Source organism: Corynebacterium bovis DSM 20582 = CIP 54.80 (genome assembly GCF_030408615.1).
Taxonomy (GTDB): domain Bacteria; phylum Actinomycetota; class Actinomycetes; order Mycobacteriales; family Mycobacteriaceae; genus Corynebacterium; species Corynebacterium bovis.
Genome location: NZ_CP047187.1, coordinates 690,365 through 716,343, shown reverse-complemented (window position 1 = coordinate 716,343; position 25,979 = coordinate 690,365). Strand labels below are relative to the sequence as shown.

Below are 25,979 nucleotides of genomic sequence, written 5' to 3'. Positions count from 1 at the left end.
CACCCCCCGTCCCGGCTCACTGCGCGATGATCGGCACCGCCCGCTCGCCCTGCAGGGCGGGGACCTCACGCCAGTAGCGGGAGTCGCTGTCCCCCGGGTCGAGCTGGAGCAGCGCCCGCCCGTCGGTGATGTACTGCAGCGTCGAGGTCGAGGCGACGGCGACGACCGGGGCGGTGACGTTGCGGGAGGGCAGCTGGGTCGCGCTCGACCCGTCGACCTCGACCCGCCACACGGGGGCGTCGTTCGCACGCGTGCCGACGATGAGCGACCCGTCGACCTGCCACTCCGCCGACACGGCCGTCTCGCCGAGCTGGTAGCCCACCTGGATGAACCGCCCGAGCCGCACCCGGTCCCCGTCGCCGCGTTCGAGCACGCTGATGTACACGCGGCCGTTGACGAGCACCACCGCCCGCGTGCCGTCCCGGGACACCTGGAAGACGCTGATCCGCGCCTCCGGGTCGCCCAGTTCGTCGAGCCCGGCGCGGTCGACCTCCTGCCGGCTGATCTCCCCGGACGACGACGACCGGGTGAAGCGCATGACCTTCTGCCCGTCGACGACGGAGTAGAACGTCGTGCCGTCGGCCGTCCACGTCGGCCGCGTGAGCGACTCGCCCTCGGCCGCGGTCCGCGGTTCCTCGTCGGGCGTGCCGACGAGCAGCGCCCGCCGCCGGTCGCCCCGGGACACGACCCCGGCGACCGCCGACGACGCCGCCGAGACGCCGACGGACTCGATGCCGCCGCGCGCCGGCCAGCCCTGCATCTGCCGCACCTGCCCGTCGGTCACCTCGACGAGCCCGCCGTCGCGCAGGGCACGCAGCGGCGTGACCGGGGCGGCCTTCGGGTCGAACTGGCTGACGTCGTCGATGTTCCACCCTCCGTCGACCTCGTCGCTGAGGGGCGAGCCGTCGGCGAGGATCGTGTACGGCCCGCGGATGTCCGCCGAGGCGAGGGTCCACACGACCTGCGCGGCGAGCCGGGTGCGGTCCTCCGCCGAGAGGGTGGACAACCCGCTGAAGTCCACGGTGAACCCGGGGCCGCCGGAGCTGCTCGCCTGCACGGCGGCGTCCGGCGGCAGGGCGGAGTGCACCCCCCGGGTGAGGACGTCCCGCGGCCCGGCGGCGAGCAGGGACATCAGCGACGACGCCTGGGACTCCTGCCGGGTGTACACCCACCGGCGGTCGGGCACGAGCCGCCGCTGCGTCGGGTCGAGGAAGTAGATGTCCCGGTCCTGGTAGGCGGCGGTGAAGTCGTTGCGGTCCATGACGACGCCGTTCGGCAGCCCGTCGATGCGCCACTCGTCGTCGGCCCGGCTGAGCTCGTACGTCTCCTCGTAGGGGGTGTTCTCCGGGCGGAACGTCCCGCCGGTGCCGAGCCGGCCGATGATGTTGCCCCGCACCTTGTAGGAGATGCGCCCGTCGCGGGCCGCGCCGTCGGAGTTGATGTCGATGTGGTCGAGGATGATCGTCGCCGCACCGTCCTGCCACCGGTCGGCGACGCCGTCGTCGAGGAACTTCTTCGCCGCCTGGTGGTTGCCGATGGGGTGGGCCGAGGCCGAGAAGAAGTCCCGCAGGAGCAGGTCCGACGGCTGGCCGGGGCGGGGTTCGACGACGTTCTCCTGCGTCGGCTGGGAGACGTACGAGCTGACGACCTCCGGGGCGGACTCGCCCGGCAGCGTCGTGCACGCCGCGACGAGCGGGACGGTGCCCACCGCCGCGAGGAGTCTCCGCACCGCCCGACCGGGACGGTCGCCCATTCGTCGATTCATTCCGTGTCACTCCGCCCGTCCGTGTGCCCGGCGTCGCCGGGGTCCGGCGAACCGGCCCCGTGCCCGTCGCCGTCACTGGTGTCCATGTTGTCCATCGCCTCGGCCTCCTGCTGCGCCGTGAGCAGTTCCGCCTCGGTCAACCCCTCGAGTTCGGCCTCGGGGAGGGGGAGCCGGCGCAGGGGCGTCCCCGCGGGGTCGTCGACCACGTGGACGGTGGGCTCCGGGAGGGGGTCGCCGTCGTCGCCGACGATCGGCACCCCGGCGTCGCCGGTGCTGTCGCGGGGCGCGGCGTCGTCCCCCGTCCCCGCACCGGGATCCTCCCCCGGGGCGTCGGCGGGCCCCTGACCGGGACCGGTGGTGTCGGCGATTGCGGCTGTGTCGGCGTCGCCGGCTGCGGCTGCAGCTCCAGCTCCAGCTCCGGCTGCTGCCGGGTCTGCGGCTGCCCCCACGCCCGCGTCCACGTCGGCGTCCCCGGATTCGCCGGCGGCGGCCTCCCCGTCCCCGCCGGTGGCCGCGCCCCCGTCCCCGCCTGCGCCTGCGCCTGCGTCTGCGCCTGCGCCGGTGTCGGGGTCCGCGTCCGTCGGCCGGTCGATCTCCAACGGCAACGGCGACGCCGTGACCCGCGTCCCGAGGTCGAGCGGCAGCGTGAGCCGGAAGCACGCCCCCAGCCCCGGCTCACCCGTCGCCTCGAGGCGGCCGCCGTGGAGCTGCGCGTCCTCCTTCGCGATGGCCAGGCCCAGCCCGGTGCCGCCGGTCCGCCGCTCCCGCGACGGGTCGGAACGCCAGAACCGGTTGAACACGAGGTCCGCCTCCCCCGGCTTGAGGCCCATGCCGTGGTCGACGACCGTCACGGCCAGGGACTCCGTCCCGACCCGCAGCGTGACGTTGACCGGGTTGCCCTCGCTGTGGTCGACGGCGTTGGCGAGGAGGTTGCGCAGCACGCGCTCGACGCGGCGGGAGTCGATCCGCACCATGACCGGGTCCTCCGGGAGGTCGACGACGAACTCACAGCCCACGTCCTCGGCGATGGCCCGGACCTGCCCGAGGGCGGACTTCACGGCCCCGCGGATGTCCACCCGCTCGGCGGAGAGGTTCGCCACCCCGGCGTCGTGGCGGGAGATCTCCAGCAGGTCGCCGAGGAGGGACTCGAAGCGGTCGAGCTCCGTGTTCATCAGCTCCGAGGCCCGGCGGGTCATCGGGTCGAGGTCCTCGGCGTTGTCGTGGATGAGGTCGGCGGCCATGCGCACCGTCGTCAACGGGGTGCGCAGCTCGTGGGAGACGTCCGAGGTGAACTGGCGCTGGAGGTCACCGAACTCCTTGAGCTGCCGGATCTGGCGGGACAGCTTCTCCGCCATCTCGTTGAAGCTCGTCGCGAGGCGCGCGACCTCGTCCTGCCCGTCGACGACCATGCGCTCCCGGAGGTGCCCGGTGGCGAAGCGCTCCGCGATGCGGGACGCCGTGCGGATCGGCACCGTGAGCTGCTGCGAGAACACCCACGCGATGACGACGAGCAGCACGAGGAGCACGATCGCGCCCGCGGACAGCAGCCCGCGCATGAGGGTCAGCGTGGACTCCTCGTTGTCGAGGGGCATGATGAGGTACAGCTCGAGGCCGGGGATGTCCGCCGCGACCGGCGAGCCGATGATGAGGGTTTTCGACGCCGTCTGCCCGCCGGTCGGGATCGTGGCGTACTGGACGGACACCTGGCCCTGCCGGACGAACTCCCGCAGGCTCTCCGGGACCGGGTTCTGGGCGGGCGACGACACGTCGCCGCCGTTGACGTCGGGGGCGACGAGCACCGGGTCGTACACGGCCCCGGCCCCCGGTTCCGAGCCGGTGCTCGTCCGGTCCGACAGCACCGACCGGGCGGCGTTGAGCCGCACCTGCAGCGAGTTCGACGTGTCCGACGCCCGGATCTGCTCCTCGACCGCGGCGCGCGCCCGGTCCATCTCCTCGGTCGCCGAGGAGTGCTTCGACGTCAGCAGCTGCTGGCCGACGAAGCTGATGAGGACGAAGCCGAGGATGACGATGACGACGAGCGAGGACATGAACACGCTGCCGATGACGCGCAGCTGGATCGACGTCCGCCAGCTGTGCGCGAGATGCCGCCACGCGTCACGGATGACGGCCTGCGGCCTCCGCATGAAGGCACGCACGCCCTCCCCGACCGTCTCGAACCGGAGACCTGCGTCCCCGGCACCGTCCCTCGGCGCGTCCGGCACGGTCACTCGCCGGACTTGTAGCCGACGCCACGGATCGTCTGGATGATCTTCGGGTCGTCCGGGTCCTTCTCCACCTTCGACCGCAGCCGCTGGATGTGGACGTTGACCAGCCGGGTGTCACTGGACTTCCGGTAGCCCCACACCCGCTCGAGCAGCTCCTCGCGGGTGAACACCTCCCGGGGGCGGGAGGCCAGCGCGACGAGGAGGTCGAACTCGATGGGGGTGAGCGGGATCTCCCGCCCGTTCCGGGTGACCTGGTGGCCCGGGATGTCGATGACGAGGTCGCCGAGCTCCAGCGGCTCGTCCCGGTCCTCGGGGCTGCGGCGCAGGCGGGCGCGCACGCGGGCGACGAGCTCCTTCGGTTTGAAGGGCTTGTGCACGTAGTCGTCCGCGCCGGACTCCAGGCCGAGGACGACGTCGACCGTGTCGGTCCGCGCGGTGAGCATGACGATGGGGACCGTCGAGTCCTCCCGGATGGTGCGGCACACGTCGATGCCGCTCATGCCGGGGAGCATGAGGTCCAGCAGGATGAGGTCGGGGTCCTCGCGGCGGGCCGCCTCGACGGCCTCGGCCCCGTCGCCGACGACGACGGTCTCGAATCCCTCGCCCTGGAGGACGATGGTGAGCATCTCGGAGATCGCGGGGTCGTCGTCGACCACCAGAATTTTCGCTGCCATGGCTCTCATGTTCTCACAGGGGACGGGGGCGGACTCAACACGTGGCCGCGCGGTGTGGACAGCCGGCCGGGCCGCCGCCCGCCGCGCGGTCGGGCGGGGCGGGGTGGGGCGCCGGACGGCGCGGGTGGTCAGTCGTCGGCGTCGGTGCCGGCGTTCGCGTCGTCGGTGCCGGCGTCGGCGTCGGGGTGGGCGTCGGCGTCCTCCGCCGCGCGCCGCCGGGCGACGATGACGTCGACGAGGTCCCGGGCCCGCGCCTCGACGGCGTCGCGGTCCGCGGACGGGGGATTCGTCACGACCTCCCACGGGCTGCCCCACGCCGCCGCCGCGAGCGCCCGGTAGGCCTCGGCGGTCCGCTGCTGGAGCGCGGCGTCGGCCTCGTAGGCGTCGGGGACCCGGGCCGGGTCGTCGGCGGCCCGCGACGTCACCCGCCGCGCGGCCTCGTCGACCTCGACGTCGACGAGCACCTGGAGGTCCGGCACCGGCACCCCGAGCGAGCCGGTCTCGAGCATCCGCACCCACTCCACGGTCGGCCCGTCGACGTCCTCGGCGAGCCGCGCCGCCGAGTACGCCGCGTTCGACGCGGTGAACCGGTCGAGGAGGACGACGTACCCGTCAGCGGACAACTCCGCCAACTCGTCGGCGACCTCCGCGCGGTCGAGCGCGAAGAGCGTGGCCATGCCGTGGACGGACCCGGTGAGGTCCCCCATCCGCCCGTGGAGGGCGGCGTCGGCGAGGTCCGCGTGGACCGAGTTCCCGTACCGCGGGAAGGCCACCCGCGCGACGGGCACCTCCCGGGCCAGCAGTTCCTCCTCGACGGCGGTGACCAGGGTGTTCTTCCCGGCCCCGTCGACTCCCTCGACCGCGACGATCATGCCCGTGCCCGCTCAGTACCGGTAGTGCTCGGGCTTGAACGGGCCCTCGACGTCCACGCCGATGTACTCGGCCTGCTCCTTGGTGAGCGTCGTGATCTCGCCGCCGAGCGCCTCGACGTGGATCCGCGCGACCTTCTCGTCGAGGATCTTCGGCAGCCGGTAGACCTCCTTGTCGTACTCCTCCGCCTTCGTGAACAGCTCGATCTGGGCGATCGTCTGGTCGGCGAAGGAGGTGGACATGACGAAGCTCGGGTGGCCGGTGGCGTTGCCGAGGTTGAGCAGGCGACCCTCGGACAGGACGATGATGCTGCGCTCCTCGCCGTCGGCGCCGGGGAAGGTGAACTCGTCGACCTGCGGCTTGATGGTGACGCGGCGGACGTCGTCGCGGTGGAGCAGGCTGGCCATGTCGATCTCGTTGTCGAAGTGGCCGATGTTGCCGAGCACGGCGTGGTCCTTCATGTGCTGCATGTGCTCGAAGGTGATGATGCCGAGGTTGCCCGTCGCGGTGATGACGATGTCCGCGTCCCCGATGGCCTCCTCGACGGTGACGACGGGGAAGCCCTCCATGAGCGCCTGGAGGGCGTTGATCGGGTCGGCCTCGGTGACGCGGACGCGCGCGCCCTGCCCGGCGAAGGCCTCGGCGCAGCCCTTGCCGACGTCGCCGTAGCCGCACACGAGGACGTTCTTGCCGCCGACGAGCATGTCCGTCGCACGGTTGATGCCGTCGAGGAGGCTGTGCCGGGTGCCGTACTTGTTGTCGAACTTCGACTTCGTCACGGCGTCGTTGACGTTCATGGCCGGGAAGGGCAGGACGCCCTGCTCGGCGAAGTGGTAGAGGCGGTGCACGCCGGTCGTCGTCTCCTCGGTGACGCCGCGGACGCTGGCGGCCGCGCGGGTCCACCGGGTGGCGTCCTCCGCGTGGACGCGGGCGAGCATGCGGAAGAACGCCGCCTGCTCGTCGCTCTCGGCCTCGGAGGGGTCGGGGATGACCCCGCCGTCCTCGTACTCGCGGCCCTTGATGACGGCGGTCGTCGCGTCGCCGCCGTCGTCGAGGATCATGTTCGCGTCGACGCCCTCCCCGGCGGAGCTCCAGTCGAAGATGCGGTCGAGGCACCACCAGTACTCGTCGAGGCTCTCGCCCTTCCACGCGAAGACGGACGCACCGGTCGGCTGCTCGGGGGTGCCGTCGCCGACGACGACCGCCGCGGCGGCCTCGTCCTGGGTGGAGAAGATGTTGCAGGAGGCCCAGCGGACGTCCGCGCCGAGCGCCGTGAGCGTCTCGATGAGCACGGCCGTCTGGACGGTCATGTGGATGGACCCGGCGATCCGGGCGCCGGCGAGCGGCTGCTCCTCGGCGTACTCGCGGCGCAGTTCCATGAGGCCGGGCATCTCGTGCTCGGCCAGGCGGATCTGGTGCCGCCCCGCCTCGGCGAGGGAGAGGTCCCTCACCTTGAACTCGAGGTCCCCGATCCGGTCCGCCGTCGTCTCCGCCGCCTGCTGTGCGTCAGCCATGCTGTCTCGTCTCTTCCCTGTCGTGTCTGGGTTGTCTCTCGGTGGTCTCTCGTGGGGCGCGCGGGTGCGCCCGGTGCCCCGGTGCCGCTGCGGGCACGCCGTGCCCCAGCCTAGCGCGGGCCGGTCCCGGCCCGGCGTCGTCTCGGGGGGAAGCCCGGCGTCGTCCCGGGGTCAGCACGGCGTCGTCTCGGGGGGAAGCCCGGCGTCGTCCCCAGGGAAGCACGGCGTCGTCCCGGGGTCAGGCGGGCGTCAGCTCAGGGCCTCGACGTACGTCTCCAGCCCCTCGGGCGCGTCCGCCCCGCTGTCGTCGAGCTCCCGGTCGAGGACCTGGAGCGCGGCCTCCTGGAGGCTCTCGGGGCAGTCCCCGATGTACCGCCGGATGAACGGGTAGTCGGAGACGACGTCGGAGGCGCTGAACGGCGCCCCGCACCAGATCGCCGCGACGGACGCGGCGCACAGCCCGTTGACGTAGTCCGTCTCCCCCGGCCGCGCGTGGTTGAGCGCGGAGGAGCAGGCGTCCTCCAGCATCTCCATGAGGTCGAGCTCCTCCAGGTCGACGCAGTCGTCGAGAAAATCCGTGTTCGTCTCGTCGGAGAAGACTGTCTCATCCCAGCTGCTCACGGCGGGTCCTCCTCGTGGGTTCAGGTGGCCGCCCCCTGCGGCACGGCCGGACGGTGTTCACCATAGCCAACGACGGGGCACGGCGTCGTCGGTGCGGGGCCGGTGCGTGCGACCCCCGGGCGGGGTGCGGCGGGGACCCGGCGACGGCCCCGGTCAGGGGTCCCGGGGAGGGCTCCGTCGGACCCCGGGAGGGACCCCCACGGGGGACGACGGCCCCACCCCCGGGCGGTCCCCGGGCCGGGTCGGGTGCGGTCGCCGCCGCAGGGTGGCCGCGGTCCCCGGGCCGGGTCGGGTGCGGTCGCCGCCATTGGGTGGTCGCGGTCCCCGGGCCGGGTCGGGTGCGGTCGCCGCCGCGGGACGGTCGCGGTCCCCGGTGGGCGGGCCGAGGGGGACGACGCGCCCACCCCCGGCGTCGGCGGCCCCACCGCCGGTCACGACCCGCCGGGGGTACAGAAAGTGACCGGACCGTGATACGCTGGGTACCAGTTCGTGACCTTACCGTGACACTTTCGCACCGTGAGGTCAGCGGGTGCGGCCGTCCGGGGCGGCCCCTGAAGGACCAGTTCGCACCGGAGGCGGGGCCGTGAGGGCGTCCGTCGGCACCACCCGGGCCCGTCGGGCCTGGTACACCGCACCACGTCCACCGCGCACAGCGGACCACGCACCCCGAACCCCCGGCGGTCCCCGGCACCCCGGCCGACCGCACCGCCCCGACAACCCACCCCACGAGACCGACAGCCCGGCCGACACCCGGCCGGACAGACCGACAGCCCGACACCACAAGCCCACCGCCCACGTCCAGCACACACCACAGCGCACACCACAGAGACGCGCCGACGGGAGGAACACCGTGACCGCCGTGAACGACGACACCGAGCCGGGTGACGACTCCACCCCGGTGTACATCGAGGACGCCACGCCGACGAGCGGGCGCCGGTTCCTCGTGCCGTTCGTCGTCGGCGGGCTCGTCCTCGCCTCGGCCATCGCGGTCGTGTCGTGGCAGTCGGCGACGTCCGGCCCGGAGGAGCACGCGCAGGGCGGGGGCCCGCAGCAGCGGCAGGTGCAGCCGGAGGCCTCGGTCAGCCGGGCGAGTTCGACGCCGTCGCGGCCGGCCCCGGACACCCGCCGCGCCGAGGGCGAGCAGCGTCCGGCCCCGGTGGCCGGGCTCGGCGAGCCGACGACCGACGACGCCTACAACCCGTTGTCGACGAACCTCGCCCCGCTCCACGGCGAGGACCCGTACCTCCCGCCGAACTCGTGGGGCGGGTCGAACGACGGCTCGGGCCGCGCCGGCCACCGGGCCGCGACCGGCTCCGGGGCGGGCCGCGTCTCCGCCGACGACGACCGCCCTCCCAGCGCGGGCGGGCAGGGCGTCGCCCCGGGCACCGGCCCCGCCGGTGGTCAGGGCGGCGACGGCAGCGGGCGCACGCCCGGGTCGGTGCCGGACCGGCAGGGTGGCCGGCCGGGACCGCAGGCGCCGACGCCCATGTCCGGGCCGGTCGACCGGGACCCCGCCGGTGGGCCGAAGAGCCAGGGGGACGCCGCCGGGCACCCGTCGGGCAGCACGGCCCCGCAGGGCTCGGCCGTCGCGCCCTCGGTCCCGGCCAACGGCACGCCGGACGACGGCACCGACGCGGCGACGCCGTCCGTGCCCGCCCCGACGCCGAGCCGGGAGCCGGCACCGCTGCCGACGCCGGGCGCGCCGGCCGGCGGGAACGGCGACGGGGCCGCGACGGAGACCCACGCGACGCCGGACCGGGGCACCCCCGCCGCCGACGCCGCGCCCGCGACCGGGGATGAGCCCACGCCGGCCTCGGCCGGGGCCCCGACCGGCGGGAACGCCCTGCCCTCCGGGACCCCCGGTGCCGCCGGCGCCCCCGGTGCCGCCGGCGCCCCCGGTGCCGACCGGGCCGCGGACCAGAGCGCCGTCACGGGTGGTGCGCAGCAGCAGGGCGCGTCGACGACCCCGGCCGCGCAGGCGGGGACGACGGACACGCGCGGTGCCGGGCACGCCGGCCCGTCGACCACCGCCCCCTGAGCCACACTCCTTCTCCAGGCCCGGCGCCACACATGCGAGCGTCGGCCCTCCCCTGAGCCAGGCGTCCCGGGGCGAACCCCGCAGCCGGGCCTTCGCGGTCCGTCCCCCCCGCGGTCAGTCCTCCGTGCCGACGGTGACGATGAACGCCACCGCGTGGTCCCCCGACCCCGCGTCCGCCCCGGCCTCGGCCTCGGCCCCGGCGGGCGGGTGCCCGGCGTCGAGCACCGTGAGGCCGACGGTCGTCCCCGCGGGCACCCACACGGCGTCCCCCGGCGTGAGCGCGGTGGACGTCGCGTCCGTCCCCGCCGGCACCGCGGTCTCGTCGACCTGCACGCGCCCGGCGGTGCCGAGGAGCATCGCCGGCCCGGTCACGGACGCCGCCTCCGGGTCGGCGGCGGTCACGCGGCGCAGCGCGAACTCGCCGACCGGCACGGGGTAGCGGCCGGCGGCGTCGGGGCGCCGCACCGGGTCCTCCAGCGGGTCGAAGGTGAGGACGTGCATGAGCTCGGGGACGTCGACGTGCTTCGTCGTCAGCCCGCCGCGCAGCACGTTGTCCGAGTTCGCCATGACCTCCACCCCGAAGCCGCGGACGTAGGCGTGGAGCTGCCCGGCGTCGAGGTAGATCGCCTCCCCCGGTTCCAGGCGGACGTGGTTGAGCAGCAGGGCGCACAGCACCCCCGAGTCCCCCGGGTACCGGTCGCCCAGCTCGGCGACGGTCTCCAGCGTGCGGACCATCCACGGCTCCGCACCGTCGGCGACCCGCGCCGCGGCCCGACGGCACGACGCCGCGACCGCCGCGACGAGCGGGCGCACCGTCGCGTCCGGCAGGGTGATCCACGTCGTGAGGAGTCCGCGCAGGTCGTCCGCGTCCGCGCCGGATCCGAGCATAGCGCGGAACCGGGACAGCTCGGGGCAGTCGACGACGTCGAACAGGCGGAGGGTCTCCCCCACCGGGCGGAACCCGGCCATCGCGTCGAACGGCGTGAGGGCGACGATGAGCTCCGGCTTGTGGTTGTCGTCGCGGTAGTTGCGGGTGAACGCGTCGCGGGGGACGCCGGCGGCGTCCTCCCGGGCGAACCCGGCGACGGCCTGCTCCCGCGACGGGTGGGCCTGGAGGCTCAGCGGCTGGTCCGCGGCGAGGAGCTTGAGGAGGAACGGCAGCCGGCCGTCCGGGCCGGCGGAGTCACCGAGCTGCCCCGGGACGTCGGCGGCGATGACGGACTCCAGTGTCCGCGCGTCACCGCCGGCCACCGGGGAGCCCTCGGTCGCCGCCGGGGCGGCGCCGGTCCCCTCCCCGGGGTCGCCGGTCGCGGGCGTCGGGTCGTCGTCCCCCACCGGGTGCACGGGGCACGGCCCGCCCGGGTGGGCACCGAACCACATCTCCGCCTCCGGGTGGGAGGTCGGGGAGGGACGCCCGGTGAGCTCGGCGATCGCTGTGCGCGAGCCCCAGGCGTAGGGACGGATGCAGCCTTCGACGTGGAGAATGGTCACGGTGGACGGGTCTTCGCTTTCTGCCTGCGTCGACGGGACGGCGGCGACGCTGGGCGGTGTCTGTGACGTGCCGTGCCCGGCGCGGACACCGGAGGTGCCGCCGGGGATCGGCCCCGGGCGGGGCCGGACATACCGTCACCACCATACCGGGGCCGCGGCGGGCCGGGTCACGCCGGCGCTCCCGGCCGGTGCCCCCGCGGGTCAGGTCCCGTCCCCCCGCGGGTCAGGTCCCGTCCCCCCGCCGGTCAGGTCCCGTCCCCCCGCGGGTCAGGTCCCCCCGCGACACGTCCCCCGGGTCAGGCGCGGATGACCCCGAGCGCCTCGGTGACGATCTCCTCGACCCGCTCCGGCGTCGCCGCCTCGACGTTGAGGCGCAGCAGCGGCTCGGTGTTCGACGCGCGGACGTTGAACCAGGACCCGTCGTCGAGGCTCACGGTGACGCCGTCGAGCCGGTCGACGTCGGTGGTCCGGTCGGCGAAGGCCTCGATGACGGCGTCGGTGCGCCCGGCCTGGTCGGAGACCTCGGAGTTGATCTCACCGGACGCGGCGTAGCGGTCGTAGGCGGTCTTGAGCTCGCTGAGGGGCCGGTCCTGCGCCCCGAGGGTCGCGAGGACGTGGAGGGCGGCGAGCATCCCGGAGTCCGCGTTGAAGAACTCGGAGAAGTAGTAGTGGGCGGAGTGCTCGCCGCCGAACACGGCCTCCTCGGAGGCCATCGTCGCCTTGATGAAGGAGTGGCCGACGCGGGTGCGCACCGGGCGTCCGCCGTGCTCGCGGATGATCTCCGGCACGGCGCGGGAGGTGATGAGGTTGTGGATGACGGTCGCGCCCGGGTGGGTGTCGAGGTAGCGCTCGGCGATCATGCCGCACACGGCCGACGGGGACACCGGCTCGCCCTTCTCGTCGACGATGAAGCAGCGGTCGGCGTCGCCGTCGAAGGCGATGCCGATGTCCGCGCCGACCTCGACGGTGAAGCGCTGCAGGTCGACGAGGTTCCGCGGGTCGAGCGGGTTGGCCTCGTGGTTCGGGAACGTGCCGTCGAGCTCGAAGTACAGCGGCCGGAGCTCCAGCGGGAGGCCCTCGACGACGGCGGGGACGGTGAGGCCCCCCATGCCGTTGCCCGCGTCGACGGCGACGGTGAGCGGCCGGATGTCGAGGGGCACGAGGGAGCGGAGGAACGCCGCGTAGTCGCTGAGGATGTCCTTCCCGGTGCCGGTGCCGGGGGTGCCGTCGTAGTCCGGCACGCCTTCGACGAGCATGTCGGTGATCCGCCCGAGGCCGGTGTCCTGGCCGACGGGGCGCGCGCCGGCGCGGCACATCTTGATGCCGTTGTACTTCGCCGGGTTGTGGGAGGCGGTGAACATCGCGCCCGGGCAGTCGAGCGACCCGGAGGCGTAGTAGAGCTCGTCGGTGCTGGTCAGGCCGAGGGAGACGGTGTCGAGCCCCTGGGCGTGCACGCCATCGCAGAAGGCGGCGGCGAGGGTCGGGGAGCTGTCGCGCATGTCGTGCCCGACGACGACCCGCTCCGCGCCCTCCTCGCGCATGAGGGAGGCGAAGGCGGCGCCGGTGTCGCGGACGAGGTCGGCGTCGAGCCCCTCCCCGACGACGCCACGGACGTCGTAGGCCTTGATGACGGATGCGACGGCGGCGCGCTCGCGGGTGCGGGTGGTCATGATGTCTCCTCGGTGGTCACGGCGCCGGGGTGGCGGTGCCGGATCGGGTTCGCGGTCGGGGGTCGGGGGGGCGGGCTCGGGGCGGGTCGGGTGGGTCCGTCACCCGTCGCCGCGGACCGCCCGGAGGTGACGACGGGGCGTCCGGCGCGGCAGGTTCCCCAGGGAGGGGTGCCGTCCGGAGGGGGCGTCCACCTCGGAGCGGCGGACGACGCGGGGCCCGGGGTCCGGGTCCGCGGAGGGCCGGGGGTTCGCGGCGGGGTCGGTGGCCTCGACGAGGGCGAGGAGGTCGTCCTCGGAGAGGTCGTCCTCCTCGTCGCGGGGCCCGTCCTGCTGTCCGTCACCGGCCCCGTGCCCCGCGGTGGGGTCGACGCCGGGTTCGGTGACGAGGTCCCAGCCCTGCGGGACGGTCGTCCGGCGGACGTGGTTCTGGCAGAGGTCCCAGCTGTGCGGGTCGTCGTCGAGCCGGAGCGGGCCGATGGTCGCCACCTGCCGCGCGTAGCTGTAGACGAGGGTCGCGACAGCAGGCCGGGCACAGCCGGGCCGGGAGCACTGTCGGTAGTCGGTCACAGCGCCTCAGTGTAGCCGCCGGGGGCCCGGCGACCCGGGCTGACACACCCGGGTCGGGGTTGCGGGGACGGCGCGTGGCCGGGGATAGACTGTCCGGCATGGGTCACGTCACGAAGATGCGGTCAGACCCGCGCGGTCACGGTGCCCGCGGGGTCCTCATGCCGCCGTTGCCGCGGTCGCGGACGCGCGGGCAGCGGTTCGACGCCGCGGTGCTGGACGTCTACGCGGACGTCCTCGACCGGTTCGGCGACCGGATGGACGGGCTGGACATCGCGGTGGACGTCGTCCCGCGGATGCGGATCGACGCGACGGACGGGCCGTGGCCGGAGGATGTCGTCGCCGACGGGGCGGTGCCGTTGGGTCGTCTCGTCCCCGCGGGTGTGGACGCCCAGGGTGCCCCGACGCGCCCGCGGCTCATCATCTTCCGCCGGCCGGTGGAGCACCGCGCGCCGACGGCGACGCTGCTCGACGAGTGGTTGCGGTTCGTCATCGCCCAGCTCGTCGCCGTGTACCTCAACACGACGCCCGAGCAGGTCGACCCGGGTTTCACCTGGGACTGAGCGGTCCAGCGCTCAGCCCATCCGCTTCTTCAGGCGGCGGCGTTCACGCTCGGACAGTCCGCCCCAGATCCCGAAGCGCTCGTCGTTCGCGAGCGCGTACTCCAGACATTCGTCCCGCACCCCGCAGGCCTGGCAGATGCGCTTGGCCTCGCGGGTCGAGCCCCCCTTCTCGGGGAAGAAGGCCTCAGGGTCGGTCTGCGCACAGAGCGCCTGTTCCTGCCAGTCCTGTTCGACAGCGTCGAAGAGGAGGTCGAAGTCCTGGGTGAGGTCGAACAGCGAGTGCCGCGACTCGGACGTCTGCTCCCCCTCCACAGCCGCTGAGCCGTCGGAGACCGGACCACGAAAGGCATCCGCAGAGTTGTCCACCGTAGTCACCTCGCTCATCCCTCGCCTGGTGGCGTATCGGGTGCCCTCCGCCACAGCGGCCGGGGACCGTCCCCGCGCACCTCGTCGTACACAAGAGATTACACATGGGTAATTACACGCCGTCAACCGTCGGACCACCGGACCGGTGCCACATCAGTCACACCAGTCACATCCGTCACGGATTTCGGGCGGGCTGCACGCACCGGTCCATGAAAAGACCACGAGATATCGCCCGGCAACGTCCCCTCACCACAACATATGGGGCCAATATGTGAAGTTTCGGTTCATACGGCACAAGATGTGGAAAAAAGTTCACCCCCGGCCCCGTCACCGACCCCCGGGGGCGGTCGCACGTCCGCAGCCGGTCGCCGGAACGCACCGTCCCGCGGGGCCCCGGCAGCCCCGGCGACCCACCGCGGAGCGCGGCGTCGACCCCCCGGGACCCGGACCCCCGGGACCCGGACCCCGCGGGACCCGGCGACCCCGGCCGTCAGATGTCGGAGGAGAACCGCAGGCCGCCGTCCGGGATCTGCACCCCGGGCCACACCCGCGCCCCGTCGCGCAGCTCGCACCGCGCCCCGATGACCGCACCCTCGCCGACGACGACGTCGGAGAGCACCGCCCGGGCCCCGATCCGCGCGCCGGCGGCGACGATGCACCGCTCGACGGTCGCGCCGGCCTCGATCTGCACCCCGTCGAAGACGACGGACGTGTCCACGCGCGCCCCGGCCCCGATCTCGGCACCGCGGCCGACGACCGTCCCGCCGAGCAGCAGCGCCCCGCCGGCGATCGCGGCGGAGTCGTCGACGAGCGCCTCCCCGTGCCGCCCGTCGAGCAGCGGCGAGGGCGCGATCCCGCGCACGAGGTCGGACGACCCGCGCACGAAGTCCGCCGGGGTGCCCATGTCCCGCCAGTAGGCCTGGTCGACGTGCCCGAACACGCGCCGCCCGGCGGCGAGGAGCCCGGGGAAGACCTCCCGCTCGACGCTGACCTCGCGCCCGTCCGGGATGCCCTCGATGATGTCGCGGCGGAAGACGTAGCAGCCGGCGTTGATCTGGTCGGTCGGCGGGTCCTCGGTCTTCTCGAGGAAGGCGCTGACCCGGCCGTCGGCGTCGGTCGGGACGCAGCCGAACGCGCGCGGGTCGGAGACGCGGAGGAGGTGCAGGGTCACCTCGGCGTCGTTGTCGCAGTGCGTGCGGAGGACCGCGCCGAGGTCCGTGCCGCCGAGGACGTCGCCGTTGAAGACCATCGCCCGGTCGTGCCGGAGCTTCGGCAGGACGTTGCGGATGCCGCCGCCGGTGCCGAGCGGCTCGTCCTCGACGACGTACTCGATCTCCAGGCCCATGTCGGAGCCGTCGCCGAAGGTCTCCTCGAAGACCTCGGCCCGGAAGGAGGTTCCGAGGACGACGTGCGTCATCCCCGCCTCACGGATCCGCCCGAGCAGGTGGCGGAGGAACGGGTACCCCGCCGCCGGGAGCATCGGCTTCGGCGTCGAGTTCGTCAGGGGACGCAGCCGCGTCCCCTTTCCGCCCACCAGGATCACGGCGTCCGTCGACGCAGCGAGGTCCGGGTTCTCCATCTGCACACCTTTCTCACGTCTCGTGTCCGGGGGACCCACAGGTCACCGGACGTGTCACAGGCTCTTCACCCTAGTTCCCGGACGGCGGGTTGCCGCGGACATTTCCTGTCTGTCACGGCATGTCGTGACAGATTTCTCCCAGGAAGCCGTCAGAAACCTGTGCGTGAGGTCGCTCGGAAGGGGGTCGACGCCGCGCATCCCCGCCCGAACTATTTCTTCCGTATTAGTCAGGGGTCGGGCGGGTCGCGGCGGAACCCGCGGTCGGTGCAGCCGCTCCCCCGCGGTCGCCGCCCAGCTGTCCCGCGCCCAGCGCCGCCGCTCCCCCGCGGTCGGCGCCCGTCTCCCCCCAGTCAGCGCCGCGCCCGGCGCGCCGCGGCGACCGCGACGGCCGACCGGGCCTTGAGCCCCGCCCACAGCACCCACCGCACCGGGGCCTGCCACCACGCGTCGAGCCGGTCCGCCTGGAAGCGGTAGGCGCTGTCGTGGTGCGCGGGCAGCATCGTCTCCGGGTGGGACCCGGCCGCGTGGCCCTGCGCGTGACTGATCTCCGCGGCCGGGGTGAAGACGTTCTCCCACCCGGCCCGCCCGAGCCGGTCGCCGAGATCGACGTCCTCCATGTACATGAAGTAGCGCTCGTCGAACCCCCCGACCTCGTCGAACGCGTCCCACCGCAGCAGCAGGCAGGACCCGGACAGCCAGCCGGCGGTGCGCTCGCGGTCCATGTCGGCGTCGTTGCGGTAGCGGGCGGTGAACGGGTTGCCGGGCCACACCGGGGCGAGCAGCGCGTGGCCGATGCCGCTGACGAGCTCCGGAACGGCGCGGGCGGAGGGGTAGACGGAGCCGTCGCCCTCGCGGATGAGCGGCCCGACCGCGCCGGCGCGGGGGCGACGCCGCGCGACCTCGATCATCCGGTCCACCGAGCCCGGGGTGAACACGACGTCCGGGTTGGAGACGATGAAGAACTCGCCGTCGACCTCCCCCGCCGCGCGCCGGTCGGCGAGCAGCCGGGCGGCGTGGTTGACCGCCGAGCCGTAGCCGATGTTGCCGCCGGTGGGGTGGAACTCCACGTCGTCGCGGGCTGCGGCGGCGGCCTCGGGGGCACCGTCGGTGGAGCCGTTGTCCGCCATGAGGACGACCGCCCCGCCGGTGACGGCCGCGGGGACCGAGTCGAGGAACGCCGTGAGGTGCTCCCCCGGGGAGTACGTGACGGTGATGACGGCGAGCGGGGCGTCGCCCGGGCCGGTCACGGTGTCGGCGGAGCCGGCGGGCCCGGCCGCGGAGCCGGTCGTGCTCCCGGCGGACCCGGCCGCGGACCCGGCGGAGGTGCCTGTCACGGGCGGTGCGGGGGTGTTCGGTGCGTCGGTGTTCGGTGCGTCGGTGGCCACGCGGGTCACCCTACCGAAGGCCCCGCTCCAGCCCGTCCTGCCACGCGGGCGGCTCCCCGAGCAGGTCGGTCCACGGCCCGAGGTCGAGGACCGACCACGCGGGACGCGGCGCGACGGTCGGGTAGCCGGACGTCGGGCACGGGGTCACCCGCCGGGGGTCGTGGCCGGTGCGGCGGAACACCTCCCGGGCGAGGTCGTACCAGGTCACAGGCTCGCCGGAGTTGGTGTGGTGGAGGATCCCGCCCGGGACGTCCCCGCCGTCGAGGAGGTGGACGACGAGACGCTCCAGCCCCGCGGCGAGGTCCGCGGCGAAGGTGGGTCTCCCCCACTGGTCGTCGACGACCCTCGGGTCGACGCCCCGCCCGGCGAGGGACGCCATCGTGGCGACGAAGTCCCGGCCGGGGGCGTGCGGGCCGGACCACACCCACGACGTGCGGACGACGGTCCCGCCGTGGGCGAGGACGGCCTCCTCGCCGCGGCGTTTCGTCGCGCCGTAGACGTTGAGCGGCGCGGGCGGGTCGTCGACGCGCCACGGGCGGCGGGGCGTCGTGGCAGGGTCGGTGTCCCCGCCGAAGACGTAGTCGGTGGAGACGTGGACGAAGGGCACACCGGCGTCGGCGCACGCGGCCGCGAGGATCCCCGGGGCGACGGCGTTGACGGCCTCGACCTCGGCGGCGTGGGCCGGGTCCTCCGCGCCGTCGACGTCGGTCCACGCGGCGAGGTTCACGACCGCCCGGCCGGCCCCGCCGTCCGCCTCCCGCAGCCGGCGGACGAGCCACGCCGCGTCCCCGGTCCGGGCGACCTCGCGCAGGTCGCACTCCGCGCGGGTGACCGGGACCGCGCCCCGGGCCCGGGCGGTGAGCTCTCGGCCGACCTGCCCGGTCGCACCCGTGACGAGGACCGTGGGAGCCCCGCCCCGGACACCGCGACCGACCTGCGCGTCCCGCGCACCGCGGCGCGCACCACCTGCGGCGGTGGCGGCGTCGAACCCCTCGACTCCCTCGTGCACGTGAGCCTCCTCCCGTCGGCCGTGACCCCGGGGCCCGGCCGGCCCGTCCGACCGGTGGGACGTCCACCGGACGGTCTGTCCTGTCCGCCTGCGATCCCCCGCGCCGCCGCGCCCGTCCCGGCCGCTCCGCGTGCGTCCCCGCGCGCGGGCTGTCCTGATCCGTGCACGCAGGGGTAAGATCACATGCCATTGCCCGGCGACGGAACCCGCCGCACCGGACCACCCACTACTGGTACACCGTGAGGGAGATGATGAGCGACAACGACGCGAACCGGGCCGGCCGGTCCACCGGCCGTCACCACGCTCCCCGCCGCTCCCGCAGAATCCAGGCGGCGCCGCTGGGCCCCACCTCCCCGCGGCAGGCGGGCTCGGCGGTGCTGAAGACCGTCCTCGGGGCGCTGTGCGTGGTGCTGCTCATCGCCGGCGGCTACGCCTACTCCACGATCGGCCGCCTCGGCGGGGACCTCGCCCAGGCGAACGGCCTGGACCTCGGGTCGCACGCGGACGGGGCGACGGACATCCTGCTCGTCGGCATCGACTCCCGGAAGGACGCGAAGGGCAAGCCCCTGTCCCAGGAGGAGATCGACATGCTCTGGGCGGGTGACGAGGAGGACGCGACGAACACGGACACGATGATCCTCATCCGCGTCCCGAACGACGGCTCCTCCGCCACCGCGGTCTCCCTCCCCCGCGACACGTACATCCACACCCAGGACCTGGGGAACACCAAGCTCAACGCCGTGTACGGCACGGCGAAGTACGAGAAGACGCAGAAGCTCGCGTCCGCGGGGATCACGGACGAGGAACGCGTCGAGAAGGACTCCACCGAGACCGGCCGGAAGGCCCTGGTCTCCGCGGTGTCGAACCTCACCGGCATCACGGTCGACCACTACGCGGAGGTCGGCCTGCTGGGGTTCGTGCTGCTCACGGATGCCGTCGGCGGCGTGGACGTGTGCCTCAACAACCCGGTGGACGACGACTTCTCCGGCGCGCACTTCCCCGCCGGCCGCCAGACCCTGTCCGGCCCGGACGCGCTGAGTTTCGTCCGCCAGCGGCACGGCCTGCCGCGCGGCGACCTCGACCGCATCACCCGCCAGCAGGCGTACATGGCGAGCCTGACGAGCAAGATCCTCAGCTCGCGGACGCTCACCGACCCGGGGAAGCTCGGGGACATCAACCAGGCGGTGCAGCGGTCGGTGACCCTGGACTCCGGCTGGGACGTCATGGGCCTCGCCGGGCAGATGCAGAACCTCTCCGGCGGCAACGTCACCTTCCAGACCATCCCCGTGACCAGCATCGACGGTGTGGGGGACAACGGGGAGTCGGTGGTCACGGTCGACACGCGCCAGGTGCACTCCTTCTTCCGCACGCTCCTGGGTGACGACGACACCGACGCGTCGGCGACGTCCGCGACCCCGTCGGACACGGAGCCGATCCCGCCGTTCGACGCCGCCGCGACGACCGTGACGGTGCTCAACGCCGGCGAGGTCCCGGGCCTCGCGGCGAGCGTGTCCGACCTGCTCGCCGGCCAGGGCTTCGCCACCGGCGAGGTCGGCAACCGCACGGAGACGGGTGTGAGCGAGAGCCAGGTCAACGCGGCGGACACGTCCGACCCGGCGGCGCGGGCGATCGCCCGGGCGCTCGGCGGGCTGCCGGTCGTGGAGGACCCGTCGCTCGCCCCGGGCCAGGTGAGCGTCACCCTGTCCGGGACGTACACCGGGCCGGGCGCGCCCGGTGCGCCGGACACCGTCGGCGCGGCCGCGACCGCGGACGGTGACACGGGGACGACGGACACGACGGACAGCAGCGGCGGGGCGGCCTCGCCGACGGGGGACGTCGTCGGCACGCCGGGCGACACCCCGGCGTCCGGGTCCACCACCAGCGAGAGCACGTCCCCGACGATCGACGCGGGCAGCGACGGGCCGCGCTGCGTGAACTAGCCGCGTGACCGCGCTGCGTGAACTCGCGGCGTGACCTGGCGGCGGCCCCGCGCCGCGTGACCGCGTGACCGCGCCGCCGGCCCGGGCCCGCGCGGCCGCTACCCTGGCGGGCATGGATCTCATGGCACCGCTCATCGCGCAGGACCCCGGGTCCCCGCGCATCACCACGTACACCGCCGCCGGCCGCATGGAGCTCAGCGCCGCGACGGCGGACAACTGGGCGGCGAAGGTCGCGAACCTGCTGGCCGCGACGGGGGTCGGCCGGGGCGACGCCGTCGCCGTCCTCGCGTCGACGGGGTGGATGCCGCTCGTCGTCACCCTCGGCTGCTGGCGCATCGGGGCGACCGTCACCGACGGTTCGGGGGCCGGGGCCGGGGAGCACGTGGGCGTCGTCGTGACCGATGACCTCCCGGGGATCGGCGGGGATCTCGAGGACGCCGACGAGATCCTCCTGCTCTCGTCCGACCCGTTCGGGCGGGGCGTGGCGGAGAGCGGCGGCGAGGTGCCGTTCGGGGTGACGGACATGGCCCCCGAGCTGCGGGTGCAGCCGGACGCGTTCCTCGGCGCCGAGGCGACCGGCGGGGTGCTCTACCGGGGGCTCTCCCCCGCCGGGGGGCGCGTGGAGGTCACGGAGGAGCACCTGCGGAGGGAGGCGGGGGCCGTGGTCGCGCAGCTCGGGGACGCGCCGCGGGTGGTGGTCCCGGGGTGGGACGACGCCGCCACCATGACGCGCCGGCTCCTCCCCCTCGTCGTCGGCGGGTCCGTGGTCGTCGTGGACGACGCGGCGGCGGAGCTGGACGCCGTCGCGGAGACCGAGCGTGGGCGCGTGGCCGACCTCGGGTGAGTGGCGGGTGGGGGTGGCGCGGGCGTGATCCGCGTGGGGGTGGACGAGGGGCCTGCGCCCCGTGGGGGTGGACGAGGGGCGTGATCCGCGTGGGGGTGAGCGGCGGGTGAAGGCCCTCCCGCGGAGGGGATGACCTGCAGCGTCGCGGGCACAGTCAGCGGGTGACCGGCTGAGCGTCCCCGGGTCCGCGATCACACCCCAAGATCAGCTTCACTCCTGCTAGCGTCTGCAGGGTGAATGGCTCCACCCCTGCTGTCCCATCCTGTACCCGGACGACGCCTCACCACGACCGCCTCCAGCTCACCTGGTACAACAAGGACAAAGCACTCATCCCCACCGAGACCGGGAAATACGGCTACACGTGGGTGGACCCCTCGGACCCGCGCTACTGCGAGACCCACACCCTCGTCTACGACGACCACGTCCGTGGCGAGCAGACGCCGAAGTCGGATGAGTTCGAGTACTCCGAACGCGCCGACCTGACACCCCAGGACGACAATCTGCTCATCCTCGGCGAATCCGGCGACGTCCTCGAAGCACTCACCCGGGTGCCCGAACTGGCCGAGAAGTACGTGGGCAAGGTCAAACTGATCTACATCGACCCGCCGTTCAACACGGCCCAGACCTTCGCCAGCTACGAGGACAACCTCGAACACTCCATCTGGCTGACCATGATGCGCGACCGCCTCATGCACATGAAGCGGCTCCTCGCCCACGACGGATCCATCTGGGTGCACCTCGACTACGCCGAGAATCACCGAATGCGGCTACTGCTGGATGAGACCTTTGGTGGTGGATCATTTGTTGCGGAAGTCGTGTGGCAAAAGGCCGACTCACCTCGTTCTGATGGCGATGGACTATCGGTAGACCAAGACGTGATCCTTGTTTACAAGAAAACCAGCGAGTTTTCGGCGAATCGGTTACCGCGGTTGGCCAGCAGAGATGCTCTCTATGGGTCACCTGATGGTGATCCACGTGCTTGGATTTCTGGCGATCCAGCCGCGCCGGGAGCAGACCGCGGAGCCTTTCAACACCCAGGCGTTTATGGAATCCAGAACCCCGTGACTGGTGAACTGGTCTACCCCGCCCGCGGGCGCGTATGGAGCAATGCTCAGAAGTCGGTTCTTGAGTTTCTATCGGAGACTGCTTCTTACAAAGCTGTCGCTCCTGACCTCGTCAATAGAGAACGGGCAACAGGGATTCCTATGTCTCGTTTGCGCGAAGACGTGCTCGACCTTGTGTTAGATGAGCCGCTTCGTACATCGTCCGACATCTATGCCGGCGGGCCACTCCCGCGCTTGTACTTCACCCGTGGTGGGTCCGGGAACCTAAAGATGAAGAAGTACCTTGACGAAATCGCCTCAGATCGCGCTGCGCAGACATGGTGGACAAAGGAAGACGTGGGGCACAACCGAGGGGCCAAAAAGGAGATCACTTCACTGTTTCCGGGGCTGAACGCGTTTTCAACCCCCAAGCCCGAGCGCCTTCTGGAGCGGATTATTCATATCGGTTCCAATCCGGGTGACATTGTGCTGGACGTGTTTGCTGGGTCGGGTACGACGGCGGCGGTAGCGCAGAAGATGGGGCGTCGCTGGGTGACATGCGAGCTCCTGGAGGACACGTTCTCCACGTTCACGCGGCCTCGCTTGGAGAAGGTCGTCACCGATCAAGATCCGGGCGGGATCACCCGGACGAAGGGCGAACGCGTCGATGCGACCGCGGACGGCTTGCCCGAGGGTGTGAGCCCCGAGGACGCCGCGAAGTTCACCAGCGTGCTCAACAAGCTCATCAAGGACGACCCCGACGCGAAGAACGACCCGCGGGTGAAGGCGCTGAAAGCGGCGGCGAAGACGAAGCGCACCAAGGAGGTGCTCAACTGGCGCGGCGGTGGCGGTTTCCGGGTCGCCCACCTGTCACCCGCCTGCTTCGACTACGACCCCGCACTGGACCGGGTGATGCTCACCGAGGCGGCAACCGGGCAGACCCTCATTGAATCGGTGGCAGCCAACCTCGGATTCACACTGCTGGACGCCGACGACGTCTCCGTCTTCGATGCCCGACGAGGCACCGCCGTCCTCAAGGTCTTCGAAGGCGTCGCCACCGACGACATCATCGACTGGCTGACCCCCCACATCGAACCAGGAGAAACCATCGTCCTGGCAGCGACCGCGGTCATGGACGGAGCCCGCGAACACCTACGGAAGACAGTCAAGGGATCACGCATTGTGGCCCTGCCCGATGACCTGTTCCACTACAGCGAAGGTGGTGACCAGTGATGGGAACCAGGCTCAACATCACCTACGACTCCGACATGCTGGAGTCGATCAGTTCCGAATTCGATCTCCGCGAGCCGAACAAAGAGGCACTGCGCCAGCTCATCTCCACCCTTGCCGGCGACTACGACCCGGCGGTGATGCAGGTGCTCTCCCTCGCGACCGGCGTGGGCAAGACGTACCTCATGGCCGCGTTCATCGAATACCTGCGCCGGCACGGCGTCGGCAACGTCGTCATCGTCACGCCAGGTAAAACAGTCCAGGCGAAGACGGTGCAGAACTTCAGCCCCGGCTCGCCCCGGTACATCACCGGTTCCTCCGTCCCGCCCGACATTGTCACCCCGCAGGACTACTCCGCCTGGATCACCCGGCAGAACGGATCGGCACAGCTGATGTTCGGCCGGGACATCCCGTCGCTGGCCTTCATCTTCAACATCCAGCAGCTCATCGCACCGAAGTCCGCGGACGGGGACACTCACGGCACCAACCAGGACGCCATGCGGCGCAAGCCGCGGCGTTTCGACGAAAACGCGGGCGTGCTCTTCGACTACCTCAGGGACCTCGACGACCTAGTCGTCATCGCCGACGAGTCACACCTGTACGGGTCCAGCGCCGTCGCCTTCAACGCCGCACTCACCGAGCTCGACCCCGCCGTCACCGTCGGGTTGACCGCGTCAGCGAACCGCGCGACCGACCACGTCATCTACAACTACCCGCTCTACCGGGCGATCCAGGACAAGTACGTCAAGGCCCCTGTCCTGGCGTTCCGCAAAGCCGGGTACGGCACCGACCAGGCATCGGAGGAACAGCAGCTCCGCGACGCCCTGCAGTTGCGGGACATCAAGCAGGCCTACTACGAGTCCTACGCCGCCAGCCACAACCGCGACCAGGTCAACGCCGTCGCGTTCGTCGTCTGCTCCGACGTCGACCATGCCACCCAGGTCGCCGACCTGTTGCGCACCCCGGAGTACCTGGGCCGGGCGGACGCCGTTCTCCAGGTGGACTCCAAGCACGAGGACGAGCTCACGCAACGTCGCCTCAACGAGCTCGACCGCCCGGACTCCCCGGTCCGCGCGGTGGTGAGCGTGAACAAACTCAAGGAGGGGTGGGACGTCAAGAACATCGCCGTCGTCGTCACTCTCCGCGCCATGTCCTCCGAGGTGCTGACCCAGCAGACGATGGGACGCGGCCTGCGGCTTCCCTTCGGGCGCTACACGGACGTGTGGCAGATCGACCAGCTCGACATCATCGCCCACCAGTCCTTCACCGAGCTGCTCAATGCCGAAAACGTTCTTCAGCAGTTCGGGCTGGACGACGCCGTCGCCCAGGCGAGCAAGGCCGCCGTCGACGAGGCGATCCGCACCGCCGCCGAAGCCACCGGCGCGCACCCTGACCCGGAAAATTCCATCGACGACGGCGACCAGGCCCCGGGTGCGAACCAGGCAGGCCGTGAGACTCCCCCGGCTCCGGTACCGATCGGCGGACAGGACAACGAAGGACGGGGCCTGCCGGGCCTCGGGATCCGCTCCATCACAGACTCCGACGCCGCCGGGACCGGCCACGGAACCGGCCAGGAGTGGGAGCTGGTCACGATCGAGCGCAACCCGTCCCTCGCTGACGTCACGTACCAGTTCCCGGTGACCACGATCAAACGCGTCCAACCGCCCGTCGACCTCTTCACCATCACCGAGACCATGATCAAGGACGCAGCATCCCGGGTCACCTCAGCCGGCGATGTGCTGCTGCGGAAGGAGATCATCGCCGCGCTCGGAAAGAAGTTGCGGGTCGAGGACCGCGAGAGCGCCGAAGTCGACTCCATCCGGGTCGATGACTCCGTTGCACAGGAGGCACTAGTCACCCTGGTGATGAACATGCCACTGGTGAAAAGGAGCCCGGACGCACGCCGCTTTGTGACGACGCTGCTGGTCCCGCAGTTCATGAAGAACGTCAGCTTCACCGGATGGACCGCCAAGTCCGTGGCGTCTGCCGAGACCGAGATCCGGAAGCTCGTCAAAGACTTCACGGACGACGCGCTGCGGTCCACCCACGACGTGCCGGCCATTGAGCCCAGAACCTTGCCCGGGCCGGGGCACACACTCCCCCTCGGGGAGAGAGTTCACGACCAGATCGAGACCCGCGGGCAGTTCGTCCGCAACAGGGTGTACGGCGGCTGGTTCAAGTCACTGTTCCCCGCGGAGTCCTTCGACTCGTTCTCCGGTGAATACGAACTCGCCCGTCTGCTGAACACGTCACCGGGGATCAAGTGGTGGCACCGCCTTCACCGGCAGGACAAAGCCTTCGTGTACTACAACAAGATGGACAGATACTACCCAGATTTCGTCGCGTGTGACGCCGACGGTGTGCACTGGATCATCGAGGGCAAGGCCGAACACGGCCGGGACGACGACACAGTCCAGGCCAAACGGCGTGCAGCCGAGACACTCGTCCGGCGACTCGCCGTGAACGACGACTATGCGGGTCAGCATTGGGGCTACCTCATCGCATATGAGAGCGACATCGCCAAAGCTGACTCCTGGGAGGACCTCAAGACATTCGCCCAGCCGGTCAGCAACAAGTACTAGCCGCAG

19 protein-coding genes are annotated in these 25,979 nt (G+C 72.3%); 6 read left to right on the top strand and 13 right to left on the bottom strand.

Annotation, left to right across the window (positions count from 1 at the left end):
* Positions 1-16 precede the first annotated feature (16 nt).
* The 6 genes from lpqB to CBOVI_RS02760 all read right to left on the bottom strand — a co-directional run bounded on the left by lpqB (position 17) and on the right by CBOVI_RS02760 (position 7,669).
* Positions 17-1,753, bottom strand: a complete 1,737-nt coding sequence (lpqB, locus tag CBOVI_RS02785; RefSeq protein WP_010273248.1) for an MtrAB system accessory lipoprotein LpqB — start codon at positions 1,751-1,753, stop codon at positions 17-19.
* 8 nt (positions 1,754-1,761) lie between these two features.
* On the bottom strand, positions 1,762-3,993 hold the full coding sequence (mtrB, locus tag CBOVI_RS02780) for an MtrAB system histidine kinase MtrB (protein ID WP_010273249.1): 2,232 nt from the start codon (positions 3,991-3,993) through the stop codon (positions 1,762-1,764).
* Positions 3,990-4,664 (bottom strand): MtrAB system response regulator MtrA, encoded by a 675-nt coding sequence (mtrA, locus tag CBOVI_RS02775; RefSeq protein WP_125186111.1) that lies wholly within the window; start codon positions 4,662-4,664, stop codon positions 3,990-3,992. Before mtrA ends, mtrB begins: the two co-directional genes overlap by 4 nt.
* 128 nt (positions 4,665-4,792) lie before the next feature.
* Positions 4,793-5,536, bottom strand: coding sequence for a dTMP kinase (locus CBOVI_RS02770; RefSeq protein WP_125186110.1), 744 nt, complete (start codon positions 5,534-5,536; stop codon positions 4,793-4,795).
* Between the two features lie 12 nt (positions 5,537-5,548).
* Positions 5,549-7,048, bottom strand: a complete 1,500-nt coding sequence (gene ahcY / locus CBOVI_RS02765) for an adenosylhomocysteinase (RefSeq protein ID WP_010265475.1) — start codon at positions 7,046-7,048, stop codon at positions 5,549-5,551.
* Between the two features lie 249 nt (positions 7,049-7,297).
* Positions 7,298-7,669, bottom strand: coding sequence for a DUF4259 domain-containing protein (locus CBOVI_RS02760; RefSeq protein WP_010265476.1), 372 nt, complete (start codon positions 7,667-7,669; stop codon positions 7,298-7,300).
* An 850-nt stretch (positions 7,670-8,519) separates the two neighbouring features.
* Here CBOVI_RS02760 and CBOVI_RS02755 point away from each other — a divergent pair.
* The gene (locus CBOVI_RS02755; protein WP_125206670.1) at positions 8,520-9,707 is read left to right on the top strand and encodes a hypothetical protein; all 1,188 of its coding nucleotides are present in this window, start codon (positions 8,520-8,522) and stop codon (positions 9,705-9,707) included.
* Positions 9,708-9,821: 114 nt separating this feature from the next.
* Here the strand turns inward: CBOVI_RS02755 and manA are convergent, their stop codons facing one another.
* The 3 genes from manA to CBOVI_RS02740 all read right to left on the bottom strand — a co-directional run bounded on the left by manA (position 9,822) and on the right by CBOVI_RS02740 (position 13,435).
* The gene (manA, locus tag CBOVI_RS02750) at positions 9,822-11,198 is read right to left on the bottom strand and encodes a mannose-6-phosphate isomerase, class I (RefSeq protein ID WP_010266873.1); all 1,377 of its coding nucleotides are present in this window, start codon (positions 11,196-11,198) and stop codon (positions 9,822-9,824) included.
* 296 nt (positions 11,199-11,494) lie between these two features.
* Positions 11,495-12,868 (bottom strand): phosphomannomutase/phosphoglucomutase, encoded by a 1,374-nt coding sequence (locus tag CBOVI_RS02745; protein ID WP_010266877.1) that lies wholly within the window; start codon positions 12,866-12,868, stop codon positions 11,495-11,497.
* A 99-nt stretch (positions 12,869-12,967) separates the two neighbouring features.
* Positions 12,968-13,435 (bottom strand): DUF3499 family protein, encoded by a 468-nt coding sequence (locus tag CBOVI_RS02740; protein WP_010266882.1) that lies wholly within the window; start codon positions 13,433-13,435, stop codon positions 12,968-12,970.
* Between the two features lie 98 nt (positions 13,436-13,533).
* Here CBOVI_RS02740 and CBOVI_RS02735 point away from each other — a divergent pair, with 98 nt between their 5' ends.
* On the top strand, positions 13,534-13,995 hold the full coding sequence (locus CBOVI_RS02735; protein WP_010266885.1) for a metallopeptidase family protein: 462 nt from the start codon (positions 13,534-13,536) through the stop codon (positions 13,993-13,995).
* Between the two features lie 12 nt (positions 13,996-14,007).
* Here CBOVI_RS02735 and CBOVI_RS02730 read toward each other — a convergent pair whose 3' ends face one another.
* The 4 genes from CBOVI_RS02730 to CBOVI_RS02715 all read right to left on the bottom strand — a co-directional run bounded on the left by CBOVI_RS02730 (position 14,008) and on the right by CBOVI_RS02715 (position 18,334).
* Entirely contained in the window at positions 14,008-14,361 is a 354-nt protein-coding gene (locus CBOVI_RS02730) for a WhiB family transcriptional regulator (RefSeq protein WP_029157768.1), read from the bottom strand.
* A 490-nt stretch (positions 14,362-14,851) separates the two neighbouring features.
* Positions 14,852-15,940 (bottom strand): mannose-1-phosphate guanylyltransferase, encoded by a 1,089-nt coding sequence (manB, locus tag CBOVI_RS02725; RefSeq protein WP_010266891.1) that lies wholly within the window; start codon positions 15,938-15,940, stop codon positions 14,852-14,854.
* 350 nt (positions 15,941-16,290) lie between these two features.
* On the bottom strand, positions 16,291-17,187 hold the full coding sequence (locus CBOVI_RS02720) for a glycosyltransferase family 2 protein (protein WP_029157769.1): 897 nt from the start codon (positions 17,185-17,187) through the stop codon (positions 16,291-16,293).
* A gap of 148 nt (positions 17,188-17,335) precedes the next feature.
* Positions 17,336-18,334, bottom strand: a complete 999-nt coding sequence (locus CBOVI_RS02715) for an SDR family oxidoreductase (protein ID WP_010266898.1) — start codon at positions 18,332-18,334, stop codon at positions 17,336-17,338.
* Positions 18,335-18,582: 248 nt separating this feature from the next.
* Here CBOVI_RS02715 and CBOVI_RS02710 point away from each other — a divergent pair, with 248 nt between their 5' ends.
* From CBOVI_RS02710 to CBOVI_RS02695, 4 genes are all read left to right on the top strand, one after another.
* Entirely contained in the window at positions 18,583-20,274 is a 1,692-nt protein-coding gene (locus CBOVI_RS02710; RefSeq protein WP_010266901.1) for an LCP family protein, read from the top strand.
* A gap of 112 nt (positions 20,275-20,386) precedes the next feature.
* Positions 20,387-21,118 carry a TIGR03089 family protein gene (locus tag CBOVI_RS02705; protein ID WP_043360908.1) on the top strand — a complete coding sequence of 244 codons (732 nt, stop codon included), beginning with the start codon at positions 20,387-20,389 and terminating at the stop codon, positions 21,116-21,118.
* A gap of 233 nt (positions 21,119-21,351) precedes the next feature.
* Positions 21,352-23,394: a site-specific DNA-methyltransferase gene (locus CBOVI_RS02700; RefSeq protein WP_050798206.1), complete on the top strand. Its 2,043-nt coding sequence runs from the start codon at positions 21,352-21,354 to the stop codon at positions 23,392-23,394.
* Positions 23,394-25,973 (top strand): DEAD/DEAH box helicase, encoded by a 2,580-nt coding sequence (locus tag CBOVI_RS02695; protein WP_010266921.1) that lies wholly within the window; start codon positions 23,394-23,396, stop codon positions 25,971-25,973. The genes CBOVI_RS02700 and CBOVI_RS02695 overlap by 1 nt, the downstream gene beginning before the upstream one ends.
* Positions 25,974-25,979: the final 6 nt, after the last annotated feature.